The organism is Photobacterium sp. TLY01 (assembly GCF_021432065.1).
Taxonomy (GTDB): domain Bacteria; phylum Pseudomonadota; class Gammaproteobacteria; order Enterobacterales; family Vibrionaceae; genus Photobacterium; species Photobacterium halotolerans_A.
The window spans coordinates 3,178,115-3,192,615 of record NZ_CP090364.1; the positions used below are offsets into that span (position 1 = coordinate 3,178,115).

The following is a 14,501-nucleotide window of genomic DNA, read 5'->3' on the forward strand; positions in this document are numbered from 1 at the left end:
TTAACTATTTCGACCAAGCAATCTGTGTGGACACTGCGTCAACGACACAGTCTTTAGGTAAGGAGGTGATCCAGCCCCAGGTTCCCCTAGGGCTACCTTGTTACGACTTCACCCCAGTCATGAACCACACCGTGGTAAACGCCCTCCCGAAGGTTAAGCTATCTACTTCTGGTGCAGCCCACTCCCATGGTGTGACGGGCGGTGTGTACAAGGCCCGGGAACGTATTCACCGTGGCATTCTGATCCACGATTACTAGCGATTCCGACTTCATGGAGTCGAGTTGCAGACTCCAATCCGGACTACGACGTACTTTGTGGGATTCGCTCACTATCGCTAGCTCGCAGCCCTCTGTATACGCCATTGTAGCACGTGTGTAGCCCTACTCGTAAGGGCCATGATGACTTGACGTCGTCCCCACCTTCCTCCGGTTTATCACCGGCAGTCTCCCTGGAGTTCCCACCCGAAGTGCTGGCAAACAAGGATAAGGGTTGCGCTCGTTGCGGGACTTAACCCAACATTTCACAACACGAGCTGACGACAGCCATGCAGCACCTGTCTCAGAGTTCCCGAAGGCACCAATCCATCTCTGGAAAGTTCTCTGGATGTCAAGAGTAGGTAAGGTTCTTCGCGTTGCATCGAATTAAACCACATGCTCCACCGCTTGTGCGGGCCCCCGTCAATTCATTTGAGTTTTAATCTTGCGACCGTACTCCCCAGGCGGTCTACTTAACGCGTTAGCTCCGAAAGCCAGTGTTCAAGACACCAACCTCCAAGTAGACATCGTTTACGGCGTGGACTACCAGGGTATCTAATCCTGTTTGCTCCCCACGCTTTCGCATCTGAGCGTCAGTCTTTGTCCAGGGGGCCGCCTTCGCCACCGGTATTCCTTCAGATCTCTACGCATTTCACCGCTACACCTGAAATTCTACCCCCCTCTACAAGACTCTAGCATGCCAGTTCCAAATGCGATTCCGAGGTTGAGCCCCGGGCTTTCACATCTGGCTTAACACGCCGCCTGCATGCGCTTTACGCCCAGTAATTCCGATTAACGCTCGCACCCTCCGTATTACCGCGGCTGCTGGCACGGAGTTAGCCGGTGCTTCTTCTGCAGCTAACGTCAAAGATGGCATCTATTAAACACCACCTCTTCCTCACTGCTGAAAGTGCTTTACAACCCGAAGGCCTTCTTCACACACGCGGCATGGCTGCATCAGGGTTTCCCCCATTGTGCAATATTCCCCACTGCTGCCTCCCGTAGGAGTCTGGACCGTGTCTCAGTTCCAGTGTGGCTGATCATCCTCTCAGACCAGCTAGGGATCGTCGCCTAGGTGAGCCCTTACCCCACCTACTAGCTAATCCCACCTGGGCCAATCTTAGCGCGCGAGGCCCGAAGGTCCCCCGCTTTGGTCCGAAGACATTATGCGGTATTAGCCATCGTTTCCAATGGTTATCCCCCACACTAAGGCATGTTCCCAGGCATTACTCACCCGTCCGCCGCTCGCCGCCCATCAACGCACCCGAAGGATTGTTGATGTCGCTGCCGCTCGACTTGCATGTGTTAGGCCTGCCGCCAGCGTTCAATCTGAGCCATGATCAAACTCTTCAATTAAAGTTTTGTTGCCTCTCTAAAGAGAAGCGGCTCAGTGATTACTGATGTTCCAACCGAAGTTGAAACGAATTGACTGTGCCGATACCTAAGTATCGATTTGGTCACTCAGTTCACTGATAAAATCTTTGATGACTGTATCATTGTCGAGTGCCCACACAGATTGCATGGTCAAATTGTTAAAGAACGTTGACTTTCAAGGCTTTAGCGCATTTCGCTTCAGCAAGTCAGGACGCGTATAATACGCTTCCCTCATTTCAAGTCAAGACAAAATTTTCATCTTTTTTCATCCCGGTTTATACCCGGTCAAAAGCAAAAAACTCTGTCTTGACTCCGCTCCTACCCGCAGGTCGGGAGCGAAGAAAAAGCCCGTCGCCGGACGGGCTTTTCTGAATAAGGAGCCTGGCGATGTCCTACTCTCACATGGGGAGACCCCACACTACCATCGGCGCTGCTGCGTTTCACGTCTGAGTTCGGCATGGGATCAGGTGGGTCCGCAACGCTATGGTCGCCAAGCAAAATTTGTTCAACAATCTTGGAAAATCTGACTTAAGTTCTCAGCACATCATTCAAGTGCTTATGGAGTCCGCTAAAACCCCTTGGGTGTTGTATGGTTAAGCCTCACGGGCAATTAGTACAGGTTAGCTGAGCGCCTCACAACGCTTACACACCCTGCCTATCAACGTTCTAGTCTCGAACAGCCCTTCAGGAGGCTTGAAGCCTCAGGGATGACTCATCTCAGGGCTCGCTTCCCGCTTAGATGCTTTCAGCGGTTATCGATGCCGAACTTAGCTACCGGGCAATGCGTCTGGCGACACAACCCGAACACCAGCGGTTCGTTCACTCCGGTCCTCTCGTACTAGGAGCAACTCCCTTCAATCATCCAGCGCCCACGGCAGATAGGGACCGAACTGTCTCACGACGTTCTAAACCCAGCTCGCGTACCACTTTAAATGGCGAACAGCCATACCCTTGGGACCGACTTCAGCCCCAGGATGTGATGAGCCGACATCGAGGTGCCAAACACCGCCGTCGATATGAACTCTTGGGCGGTATCAGCCTGTTATCCCCGGAGTACCTTTTATCCGTTGAGCGATGGCCCTTCCATTCAGAACCACCGGATCACTATGACCTGCTTTCGCACCTGCTCGAACCGTCATTCTCGCAGTTAAGCGGGCTTATGCCATTGCACTAACCTCACGATGTCCGACCGTGATTAGCCCACCTTCGTGCTCCTCCGTTACGCTTTGGGAGGAGACCGCCCCAGTCAAACTACCCACCAGGCACTGTCCGCACCCCGGATAACGGGGCGACGTTAGAACATCAACACGACAAGGGTGGTATTTCAAGGACGGCTCCACAGATACTGGCGTACCTGCTTCGAAGCCTCCCACCTATCCTACACATGTAGGGTCAATGTTCAGTGCCAAGCTGTAGTAAAGGTTCACGGGGTCTTTCCGTCTAGCCGCGGGTACGCAGCATCTTCACTGCGATTTCAATTTCACTGAGTCTCGGGTGGAGACAGCGTGGCCATCATTACGCCATTCGTGCAGGTCGGAACTTACCCGACAAGGAATTTCGCTACCTTAGGACCGTTATAGTTACGGCCGCCGTTTACCGGGGCTTCGATCAAGAGCTTCTCCGAAGATAACCCCATCAATTAACCTTCCGGCACCGGGCAGGCGTCACACCGTATACGTCATCTTTCGATTTTGCACAGTGCTGTGTTTTTAATAAACAGTTGCAGCCACCTGGTATCTGCGACTCTCAGCAGCTCCATCCGCGAGGGACTTCACCGCCAAGAGCGTACCTTCTCCCGAAGTTACGGTACCATTTTGCCTAGTTCCTTCACCCGAGTTCTCTCAAGCGCCTTGGTATTCTCTACCCGACCACCTGTGTCGGTTTGGGGTACGATTGCTTATTATCTGAAGCTTAGAGGCTTTTCCCGGAAGCATGGCATCAATGACTTCATCACCGTAGTGACTCGACATCGGGTCTCAGCCTTAGTGCAGAACCGGATTTGCCTAATTCTGCAGCCTACACCCTTAAACCAGGACAACCGTCGCCTGGCCCACCTAGCCTTCTCCGTCCCCCCATCGCAATAATAAGCAGTACGGGAATATTAACCCGTTTCCCATCGACTACGCCTTTCGGCCTCGCCTTAGGGGTCGACTTACCCTGCCCCGATTAACGTTGGACAGGAACCCTTGGTCTTCCGGCGAGGGGGTTTTTCACCCCCTTTGTCGTTACTCATGTCAGCATTCGCACTTCTGATACGTCCAGCATGCCTTACAGCACACCTTCAACCGCTTACAGAACGCTCCCCTACCCAATACAATAAATTGCATTGCCGCAGCTTCGGTGTATCACTTAGCCCCGTTAAATCTTCCGCGCAGGCCGACTCGACCAGTGAGCTATTACGCTTTCTTTAAATGATGGCTGCTTCTAAGCCAACATCCTGGCTGTCTGAGCCTTCCCACATCGTTTCCCACTTAGTGATACTTTGGGACCTTAGCTGGCGGTCTGGGTTGTTTCCCTCTCCACGACGGACGTTAGCACCCGCCGTGTGTCTCCCGGATAGTACTTACTGGTATTCGGAGTTTGCAAAGGGTTGGTAAGTCGGGATGACCCCCTAGCCTTAACAGTGCTCTACCCCCAGTAGTATTCGTCCGAGGCGCTACCTAAATAGCTTTCGGGGAGAACCAGCTATCTCCAGGTTTGATTGGCCTTTCACCCCTAGCCACAAGTCATCCGCTAATTTTTCAACATTAGTCGGTTCGGTCCTCCAGTAAGTGTTACCTCACCTTCAACCTGCCCATGGCTAGATCACCTGGTTTCGGGTCTAATCCCAGCAACTGTACGCCCAGTTAAGACTCGGTTTCCCTACGGCTCCCCTATACGGTTAACCTTGCTACTGAAATTAAGTCGCTGACCCATTATACAAAAGGTACGCAGTCACAGGACAAGCCTGCTCCTACTGCTTGTACGTACACGGTTTCAGGTTCTGTTTCACTCCCCTCACAGGGGTTCTTTTCGCCTTTCCCTCACGGTACTGGTTCACTATCGGTCAGTCAGGAGTATTTAGCCTTGGAGGATGGTCCCCCCATGTTCAGACAGGATAACACGTGTCCCGTCCTACTCGTTTTCACGTCTAAAGCATCGTCGGTTACGGGGCTGTCACCCTGTATCGCGGCCCTTTCCAGGGACCTTCACCTGACACTAAACACGCTTAAGGGCTAATCCGGTTTCGCTCGCCGCTACTGCCGGAATCTCGGTTGATTTCTCTTCCTCGGGGTACTTAGATGTTTCAGTTCCCCCGGTTCGCCTCATCAGGCTATGTATTCACCTGATGATAACTGCTTATGCAGCTGGGTTTCCCCATTCGGAAATCGGTGACTCAAGTGGCTCTTACTGCCTCATCACCGCTTATCGCAAGTTAGTACGTCCTTCATCGCCTCTGACTGCCCAGGCATCCACCGTGTACGCTTAGTCACTTAACCATACAACCCCAAGAGGTTTCGTATGTTCAAACAACCAAGGTTGTGTCTCTGACAAAGAGACAATTGGTTTATTCGCCGGACTCTTACACAAGACACTTGAATGTGTATTGCTTGAGAACTCTGTTTCTCTCGAAACAGTTTTTGATTCAATCTTTAAGATTGAATTACTAGTCAGCTTTCCAGATTGTTAAAGAGCATTGTGAATTATCGACAGATAACCACTTTCTAACCACATTCACCGCGTATCACGAAAATGCATTTAAAGAGTGGTGGAGCTAGGCGGGATCGAACCGCCGACCTCTTGCATGCCATGCAAGCGCTCTCCCAGCTGAGCTATAGCCCCGACGTTCTGGGTGTCTTTCTCAAAGAAAGAATGGTGGGCGATACCGGGCTCGAACCAGTGACCCCCTCCTTGTAAGGGAGGTGCTCTCCCAACTGAGCTAATCGCCCACTGTATTTTTACATTCCTGTGGCAGGAATGGTGGGTCGTGCAGGATTCGAACCTGCGACCAATTGATTAAAAGTCAACTGCTCTACCAACTGAGCTAACGACCCGTGGCGTCCCATAGGGGAGTCGAACCCCTGTTACCGCCGTGAAAGGGCGGTGTCCTAGGCCTCTAGACGAATGGGACTCTAATTCTGTCAGCGAAACATGTTTCGCTAATTCGTACCCATGCTGTTGGGCAGCATGAGTGGCTCTCTACATTTCGACCAAGCAATCTGTGTGGACACTGCGTCAACGACACAGTCTTTAGGTAAGGAGGTGATCCAGCCCCAGGTTCCCCTAGGGCTACCTTGTTACGACTTCACCCCAGTCATGAACCACACCGTGGTAAACGCCCTCCCGAAGGTTAAGCTATCTACTTCTGGTGCAGCCCACTCCCATGGTGTGACGGGCGGTGTGTACAAGGCCCGGGAACGTATTCACCGTGGCATTCTGATCCACGATTACTAGCGATTCCGACTTCATGGAGTCGAGTTGCAGACTCCAATCCGGACTACGACGTACTTTGTGGGATTCGCTCACTATCGCTAGCTTGCTGCCCTCTGTATACGCCATTGTAGCACGTGTGTAGCCCTACTCGTAAGGGCCATGATGACTTGACGTCGTCCCCACCTTCCTCCGGTTTATCACCGGCAGTCTCCCTGGAGTTCCCACCCGAAGTGCTGGCAAACAAGGATAAGGGTTGCGCTCGTTGCGGGACTTAACCCAACATTTCACAACACGAGCTGACGACAGCCATGCAGCACCTGTCTCAGAGTTCCCGAAGGCACCAATCCATCTCTGGAAAGTTCTCTGGATGTCAAGAGTAGGTAAGGTTCTTCGCGTTGCATCGAATTAAACCACATGCTCCACCGCTTGTGCGGGCCCCCGTCAATTCATTTGAGTTTTAATCTTGCGACCGTACTCCCCAGGCGGTCTACTTAACGCGTTAGCTCCGAAAGCCAGTGTTCAAGACACCAACCTCCAAGTAGACATCGTTTACGGCGTGGACTACCAGGGTATCTAATCCTGTTTGCTCCCCACGCTTTCGCATCTGAGCGTCAGTCTTTGTCCAGGGGGCCGCCTTCGCCACCGGTATTCCTTCAGATCTCTACGCATTTCACCGCTACACCTGAAATTCTACCCCCCTCTACAAGACTCTAGCATGCCAGTTCCAAATGCGATTCCGAGGTTGAGCCCCGGGCTTTCACATCTGGCTTAACACGCCGCCTGCATGCGCTTTACGCCCAGTAATTCCGATTAACGCTCGCACCCTCCGTATTACCGCGGCTGCTGGCACGGAGTTAGCCGGTGCTTCTTCTGCAGCTAACGTCAAAGATGGCATCTATTAAACACCACCTCTTCCTCACTGCTGAAAGTGCTTTACAACCCGAAGGCCTTCTTCACACACGCGGCATGGCTGCATCAGGGTTTCCCCCATTGTGCAATATTCCCCACTGCTGCCTCCCGTAGGAGTCTGGACCGTGTCTCAGTTCCAGTGTGGCTGATCATCCTCTCAGACCAGCTAGGGATCGTCGCCTAGGTGAGCCGTTACCCCACCTACTAGCTAATCCCACCTGGGCCAATCTTAGCGCGCGAGGCCCGAAGGTCCCCCGCTTTGGTCCGAAGACATTATGCGGTATTAGCCATCGTTTCCAATGGTTATCCCCCACACTAAGGCATGTTCCCAGGCATTACTCACCCGTCCGCCGCTCGCCGCCCATCAACGCACCCGAAGGATTGTTGATGTCGCTGCCGCTCGACTTGCATGTGTTAGGCCTGCCGCCAGCGTTCAATCTGAGCCATGATCAAACTCTTCAATTAAAGTTTTGTTGCTTCTCCAAAGAGAAGCGGCTCAGTGATTACTGATGTTCCAACCGAAGTTGAAACGAATTGACTGTGCCGGTAACTCTTTTATAAAAAGTGCTACCAATTGGTCACTCAGTTCACTGATAAAATCTTTGATGACTGTATCATTGTCGAGTGCCCACACAGATTGCATGGTCAAATTGTTAAAGAGCTTTTCCAGACTTACCGCTTGGGTTGTCGTGGACAGGGCGGCCATTCTAACGAATCAAACAAAGTAGTCAAACAATTTTTTATTTGCTTTCTTTGTGCCGCCTTTCATCAAAACCGAACCGATATTTTCATTCGTTCCCGTCTTGGTGAGGCGGCATTATAGAGACTTGGAAAAGACTGACAACCCTTTTCTTCATAAAAATTGTTTAACCGGTCATAATTTCAACTAATGTAAAAATATGCGCCTTAAGTCAACATTATACGATCAATACATTCACTTTCTGGTAATCGTAAAACTATGCACGTACTATTAATGTGATTAATTTGTTAAATAAATCGCCTTCTAACTTTTCAATCGATGACACTGTAGCTTGCCTATGAAATTTTCCAACTCACACACAATGATCATTGCGCTGATAACTCTTATTGGCGCCATCATATTTAGCTTCATCTCTTCTACCGCTGCGATAGCCTTTGCATTGGGATCTATCTTGTCTGGATTTGCTAGTCATTACCTGAGTACTAACCGGGATAACAGTATGACAGGTGAGGATAACCAGAGTAGTAAAACACTCTATGTCGGAAATCTTCCCTATCGTGCGAACGAAAGTGAAGTCAAAGATCTATTCTCAGAATATGGAGAAGTCTTTGCTGTTCGCCTGATGAAAGATAAGCGAACAGGAAAAAGGCGTGGGTTCGGCTTTGTCGTCATGAGTAGTAAAGATGCCGACTACGCCGTCAGCAAACTGAATGAAAAGGAGTTTGGTCAGCGTACATTAAAAGTACGTGAGGCCAATGATCCTAAAAATGAGGATAGTCAAGACTGATTACCTGACCCAGGTTCATGGCCAGTAAGCTGTGATTTAATGTCACAACATTGGCGCTTGCATCAGTATGGTAGGTAAAATTCTGCCGTTGCAGTGCCCTTTGATTGACCGTGACACCTAACAGTGAATTGACCCGGCTAGCGATCGCGCTACCGGAGTCAATCACATTCGTGGCCTGGACAAACACCTGACTGATTTCATCTTTGATCAACGGAAAGTGAGTGCATCCGAGTACAACCGTATCAATTGCCGTGTGGAACCAAGGCTGCAATATCCCGGTCAACTCATCCAGATCGACCTGAGCTCCCCGTAATTTCATCTCTGCCATTTCAACCAGGCGCGTGTTGCCCAGCAAATGAACCTCGCAATCTGAAGCGAACTCCTGAATCAACGCCTGAGTATACTGGCGTTTAACCGTAGCCGGTGTGGCTAACACGCCAAGGCATTTCGTTTGACTCAGTAACGCCGCCGGCTTAATAGCAGGCACCACCCCGACTACAGGCAAACTCAATGCAGCCCGCAGAGGAGGCAAGACAATCGTACTGGCGGTATTGCAAGCTATCACCACCAGATCAGCCTTATGTTTAGTGGCCAGAGACGACACAATGTGCAGGGTACGCTCAACCAATACCGCCTCGTCCAACTCCCCATAAGGGAAAGCCGCATCATCAAATGCGTAGATATATTGATAATGCGGCAGCTGGCGATATATCTCCTGATAGACGGAAAGGCCGCCCACACCAGAATCAAAAATAAGGATGGTTTTCACAACGTCTTTCTGACTGCTCCAAAATAGAAGCTCTCATCATACTGGCTGAGAGACAAAAGCCAACTATCGCCCGTCAGTTTACTGTCAGTCTGGTACTGAGATCCGATAGCGAAGATGATGAAACCGGCCTTGATTGTCTATATGCAGCGGTTCAATCGCCAATTGCCCTGAAAAACACGGGGCATCAACCACCAGAGTATGAAATTCGCCGTCTTCGCCGCAAGGGTCCACCTCGTCAGGCAACCGGGCGAGTAGTGAGTGATTAAACCATTGACCGCAGAACTCACCGCTGAGTTGGCTGGTATCCACAGTGGTCAGAATCGTTTTTATCCCCCGTTGCAAAATTTCCTCAGCCAGCAGCTGGCTGTTCTCGCCCAGCAAAGGAAAGACACATTGCCAGCCGGCCGGCTCGATATAACTGCGCCGATAGGTTTCAATACCATTACAAAACATATCGCCAAATGCCACGGCTTCAACGGCCAATCCGCTGTTGCGAATCCCCTCCACCACCAGCGTTAGGTACACCTCATTGGGAGGAAATACCTCAGGAAGTGGTATTTCAACCAAAGGCAGGCCTGTCAGCCTGGCTTGCGACCGAACCACATCAATGGGTGTTGCCTGAAACGGCACCTCGGTACCCACGTAGGTCGTAAACAGGCCGACCACGTCATAGTCAGCGTTTTCTAATAAACGTAGTAACGTCAGGGTTGAGTCTTTACCGGATGACCAACTGACGATCACTTTCTTCGGTTTCATTGTCGCCTCACGAAAAAGCCGCCCGGAGGCGGCTGAGAGTTAGAACTGGTAAGTCACAGAAGCGTAATAACTTCTTTCCTGAGTATTGTAGTTCTGAACCAATTCGTACTCTTTATCAAACAGGTTCGCAACACGGCCGCTCAACGTCACTTGCTCGGTCAAATAATAACTGGCCGCGACATCAAACAGCGAGTAGCCACCCATTTCGTAGACACCGCCACCATAAAGGTTTTCTTGGCGTTCACCTTGATAGAGATAGTTCAATGAAGCCTGCCAATCTGCCGCGTTATAAACAATGTTCCACTTGGCATTTTGTTTTGCCACACGGGACAAGGGTTGATTCAAGTTCTTATCTTTGGGATCCAGGTATTCAAGGGAAAGATGATGATCAAACGCGCCTGTTTCAAAAGCGGCCACCAGCTCAATCCCTTTGATAAGTGCATCATCATTCTGACAGCTTCCTGACTGGCAGGTAATGCGGTTATCAATGTCATTCTGATACGCAGCTAGTCGCCAATAAACCGCATTAAGCTGACCATCGAATGCGACTTCGACGGTTTTCGATTCCTCAGGCTCCAGAGTCGGATTACCGAAATTCGGCCAATATAAATCGTTAAACGTTGGGGCACGAAAACCTGTCCCGGCATTACCCGTCAGACGCAATGCATCACTGAAGCGCCAACCGGCACCCAACTGCCAGGTAAACTCAGTGCCGTACTGCTCGTTATCATCAACACGGACGCTGGCCTCGGCCTGAGCCTGCTGACCATCATGATTGACAGTGACATAAGCCGCTTTATTATCACGATCTCCTTTGTCATAACTGTTGAACACTTGATTCCAGCTATCCCAAAGGTTCGAATCTTTAACTTGCTCATCGGTATACTCCAGGCCCGCCCCCAGCCAGGTTTGCGCCTGAACCAGGGCTGCATTTCGCCAGCTGATAACATTCCTGTCCGTCACAATCTTGCTACCGGTCACTGAAGGATCTGCATTTTCAGCTTCATCCCGATTCATGGCGAGGATCAACTCAGAGCTGAATTGATCGTTGTCATACACCAGACGGCCAGAGACGTTGTACAGCAAATTATCGGTTTCTTCCGAGCCACCAAAAGAGTCATCAAACTCGATGTTGCCCTCGTGATAGTAGGCATTGCCCGCAAGGGTCCAGTGATCATTCAGATGAATCCCGGCATCAATCAGGCCATCCCGGTTACGAAAGCCATCGTCATCGTTGCTACCAAAAGAGGCAACATCCTGGCCATCTGCCTGTTCAAAATTCGCAGCGACCTTCATCCATCCCCGCTCCCCAAGGCGATTGGCGACACTGCCGGTTAATTGCTGATATTTCTCTGAGCCAAATTCGGCTTTCACTTCACCTGACATCTGCTGAGGCTGCGAGTCGGTAATGATGTTAATGACACCAGCGGTTGCGTCGGCACCATACACAGCTGCACGATTACCACGCACGAATTCGATGCGCTCAATGCCCGTTAACGGGAGTTGTCCAACATTCGTGAAACCTGTCGTGGCGCTGCCAATACGCACACCATTTAGCAGAAACAAGACATTGTCACTGCCGCGAACATAAGTGCGGCCAAGATGGCCGTAAGTACCATTGGTACTAATCTGCACACCCGGTAAGGTGCGTAATACTTCCGTTAAACTGTTCGCCTGCATCGCATCAATATCAGCTTTAGTCACCACTGAAACCGGTGCAATGAGATTTTTTGTAGACTGCTCAAAACGGTTGGCGGTCACCACCATGGTCTCATCGGTAGTGGTCTGGGCGGAAACGAGCGAGGATTGCAGACACAAAGGTGCCAACGCCACGGCTAAAAGCGTTTTTTTCATTGTCATGGATACCTTAAATCGCGTTGAAATCTGGGCAGTCTCCATACTGCCTGTCTCGCTGGTCGGTCTTCGGACTTGAGAGCATGGTTGAACAACCGCCTAGGACACGACTTCCCATTTCATCTGGCCCACATTGCGCTTGCCGATTGAAACAGTGTCTGGCTATCTGCCTTGTGTCTTTCGTTCTCTCTTACCGCTGCGCGTCAGTTACGGATTCTCACCGTATTCCCCCGCCTGCGAACAGGCAAACCAGCGCAGCAGAATGCTAGTTTTACCGGTCGGGATTGTCTAGTTTAGTTTGCTATTAGTCATGACAAATCTATCAGGCCGGCATTTTTCTCCCCCCTTTCACTGGACATCAGTCAGCAATGCAATAAAATCTGCGCTCTTATTTTGAGCAGTTTTGAGGCAACACCATGGCAGCAACCCCTATCAACCCCGCCACCTACCAAGCACAACTGGACGAAAAGGCCGAGCGTATGCAAGCGCTGTTTGCTGACGTAGAAACCCCGGAGTTGGAGGTGTTCGCTTCTCCTGCTCAACACTACCGTATGCGCGCTGAGTTCCGTGTCTGGCATGAAGGGGAAGACCTGTATTACATCATGTTCAATCAGGAAACCCGCGAGAAATACCGGGTTGATCAGTTCCCGCAAGCCAGCCGTTTGATCAATGATTTGATGCCGCTGCTGATCGACGCCATGAAGCCAAACCGGGCACTGCGCCATAAACTGTTTCAGGTCGATTTCCTCTCCACCCTGAGCGGCGAAATTCTGGTTTCCCTGCTTTATCACCGTCAGCTAAATGATGAGTGGGTCGCAGAAGCCAAAGCCCTGAAGCAAAGGCTGAATGATGAAGGGTTCAATCTCAACCTGATCGGTCGTGCACGTAAACAGAAAATCGTGCTGGATCAGGACTATGTGATTGAGAAGCTGACGGTTCACGACCAAACACTGACCTATCAGCAGGTAGAAAACAGTTTTACTCAGCCGAACGGTGAAGTGGCGCAAAAGATGCTGGCGTGGGCAGTCGACTGTACCCAGGACAGCGAAGGTGATCTGCTGGAGCTGTATTGCGGCAACGGGAACTTCTCGCTGGCACTGGCAAAGAATTTTGACCGCGTGCTGGCCACCGAACTGGCCAAGCCTTCGGTAGAATCAGCGCAATACAACATTGCAGCGAACAAAATCGATAATGTTCAGATCATCCGTATGTCTGCTGAAGAATTTACTCAGGCAATGGAAGGGCAACGCGAGTTCCGACGCCTGAAAGACAACAACATTGATCTCAGCAGCTACAACTGCAACACCATTTTTGTTGACCCGCCCCGTTCCGGTATGGACGAGGACACCTGTCGCATGGTTCAGGGCTATGAGCGTATTGTCTATATCTCCTGTAACCCGGACACCCTAAAAGCCAACCTGGAGATTCTGGGTCACACCCATCGCATGACCCGGTTTGCGTTGTTTGATCAGTTTCCTTACACCCACCATATGGAAGCGGGTGTGATGCTGGAGCGCAAATAATCCCGAGCGAAAACGGCAAAAACGAAAAAGGCGCCTGAGGCGCCTTTTCTGTATTCAGTGACCACACATTACGCGTCATCTTGAGATTTTGACTTTGGCTTCATCACGCCCATGCGGTAAGCGACCCACAACAGCAGTGCCAAACAAATCATCAGTGGCAGGAAGTTAGAGCCCATATCCGGTGCCTGCGCGCGCAGAAAGGCAGAATAGCCAAAAGCGCCGACCAGAAACAGAGCAAAAGCAATGGCCGGGGTCCCTTCTGCCATCGGGCGGGTCAGGTAATCCTGATACATGCAATACACAGTCATCACAAAAGCAATCACCGGAAAAATAGAAAAAGCGACAGCACTGGAGGTAAATACTGCCAGCGTGGCGTTACCGCACAGTCCTGCGAACAATGACAGGATTAAGGTCTTGCGTTCTGCTTTCACTTGTTGCTTGTCCATATCTTCACCAACATACTCAATTAAGGTTTATGCGCCAGCGTGTTGCGCTCACGCTCTTTACGATACCAGTAAGCTCCCTTGGCTATCATCCGCAGCTGCATGATTAAGCGCTCTGCATGTTCTGCCCGCGACTGACTGCCCAGATCCAGAGCATCAGCTCCTGAACTGAACACCAAAGTGACTAACGCTTCAGCCTGGATATAAGCTTCTTCGTGCCGGCTCCCGCCTTTGGCCTCCAGATACTCAGTCAGTTCCGCCACGAAGTGCTGAATTTCTCGCGCCACAGCAGCACGGAAAGCCGGCGAGGTGCCGGAGCGTTCCCGTAACAGCAAACGGAATACGTTCGGGCTGCTTTCAATAAATTCCATGAAGGTTTCAACAGAAGTGCGGATCACACTGCCCTCTTCAGCAATTCGCTGGCGCGCCTGACGCATCAGCTGGCGAAGCAGTAAGCCACCTTCATCCACCAATGTTAGTCCAAGTTCATCCATATCTTTGAAGTGACGATAAAAAGATGTGGGTGCGATACCAGCTTCACGCGCAACTTCGCGCAAACTGAGATTGGAAAAACTGCGCTCAGCACTGAGCTGGTTAAAGGCTGCGTTAATCAGTGAACGCCGGGTTTTTTCTTTTTGTTGGGCCCTGATCCCCATGGGTTCCTGCTTCTGTTCAGTTGCCAGTTTGAGTCTCACTATACCCGCTTTCAGCCACTTGAT

At 50.9% G+C, this 14,501-nt stretch carries 7 protein-coding genes, 4 tRNA genes, 4 rRNA genes and 1 riboswitch; of the genes, 2 read left to right on the forward strand and 13 right to left on the reverse strand.

Features of this window, described 5'->3' with window-relative positions:
- Positions 1–58: 58 nt before the first annotated feature.
- From LN341_RS14755 to LN341_RS14790, 8 genes are all read right to left on the reverse strand, one after another.
- A 16S ribosomal RNA gene (locus LN341_RS14755) occupies positions 59–1,610 on the reverse strand.
- Between the two features lie 397 nt (positions 1,611–2,007).
- A 5S ribosomal RNA gene (rrf, locus tag LN341_RS14760) occupies positions 2,008–2,123 on the reverse strand.
- 94 nt (positions 2,124–2,217) lie between these two features.
- Positions 2,218–5,107, reverse strand: a 23S ribosomal RNA gene (locus tag LN341_RS14765).
- A gap of 267 nt (positions 5,108–5,374) precedes the next feature.
- Positions 5,375–5,450, reverse strand: a tRNA-Ala gene (locus tag LN341_RS14770).
- A gap of 31 nt (positions 5,451–5,481) precedes the next feature.
- A tRNA-Val gene (locus LN341_RS14775) sits at positions 5,482–5,557 on the reverse strand.
- Positions 5,558–5,586: 29 nt separating this feature from the next.
- Positions 5,587–5,662 (reverse strand) — tRNA-Lys (locus tag LN341_RS14780).
- 1 nt (position 5,663) lies between these two features.
- A tRNA-Glu gene (locus tag LN341_RS14785) sits at positions 5,664–5,739 on the reverse strand.
- A 124-nt stretch (positions 5,740–5,863) separates the two neighbouring features.
- Positions 5,864–7,415, reverse strand: a 16S ribosomal RNA gene (locus tag LN341_RS14790).
- The 16S, 23S and 5S rRNA genes sit together here with 4 tRNA genes alongside, the layout of an rRNA operon.
- A 572-nt stretch (positions 7,416–7,987) precedes the next feature.
- Between LN341_RS14790 and LN341_RS14795 the strand changes: the two genes are divergently transcribed.
- Positions 7,988–8,437, forward strand: a complete 450-nt coding sequence (locus tag LN341_RS14795) for an RNA-binding protein (protein ID WP_046221888.1) — start codon at positions 7,988–7,990, stop codon at positions 8,435–8,437.
- Here the strand turns inward: LN341_RS14795 and murI are convergent.
- From murI to LN341_RS14810, 3 genes are all read right to left on the reverse strand, one after another.
- Entirely contained in the window at positions 8,412–9,206 is a 795-nt protein-coding gene (murI, locus tag LN341_RS14800; RefSeq protein WP_234203698.1) for a glutamate racemase, read from the reverse strand. The genes LN341_RS14795 and murI overlap by 26 nt on opposite strands.
- Before the next feature lie 84 nt (positions 9,207–9,290).
- Positions 9,291–9,962: an adenine nucleotide alpha hydrolase gene (locus LN341_RS14805; RefSeq protein WP_234203699.1), complete on the reverse strand. Its 672-nt coding sequence runs from the start codon at positions 9,960–9,962 to the stop codon at positions 9,291–9,293.
- 39 nt (positions 9,963–10,001) lie between these two features.
- On the reverse strand, positions 10,002–11,816 hold the full coding sequence (locus tag LN341_RS14810; protein ID WP_234203700.1) for a TonB-dependent receptor domain-containing protein: 1,815 nt from the start codon (positions 11,814–11,816) through the stop codon (positions 10,002–10,004).
- Between the two features lie 42 nt (positions 11,817–11,858).
- A riboswitch (cobalamin riboswitch) is annotated at positions 11,859–12,085 on the reverse strand.
- 147 nt (positions 12,086–12,232) lie between these two features.
- Here LN341_RS14810 and trmA point away from each other — a divergent pair.
- The gene (trmA, locus tag LN341_RS14815; RefSeq protein WP_234203701.1) at positions 12,233–13,339 is read left to right on the forward strand and encodes a tRNA (uridine(54)-C5)-methyltransferase TrmA; all 1,107 of its coding nucleotides are present in this window, start codon (positions 12,233–12,235) and stop codon (positions 13,337–13,339) included.
- A gap of 68 nt (positions 13,340–13,407) precedes the next feature.
- Here the strand turns inward: trmA and LN341_RS14820 are convergent, their stop codons facing one another.
- Positions 13,408–13,785 (reverse strand): YijD family membrane protein, encoded by a 378-nt coding sequence (locus tag LN341_RS14820; protein WP_046221884.1) that lies wholly within the window; start codon positions 13,783–13,785, stop codon positions 13,408–13,410.
- A gap of 20 nt (positions 13,786–13,805) precedes the next feature.
- Positions 13,806–14,438, reverse strand: coding sequence for an HTH-type transcriptional repressor FabR (fabR, locus tag LN341_RS14825; RefSeq protein ID WP_234205067.1), 633 nt, complete (start codon positions 14,436–14,438; stop codon positions 13,806–13,808).
- Positions 14,439–14,501 lie beyond the last annotated feature (63 nt).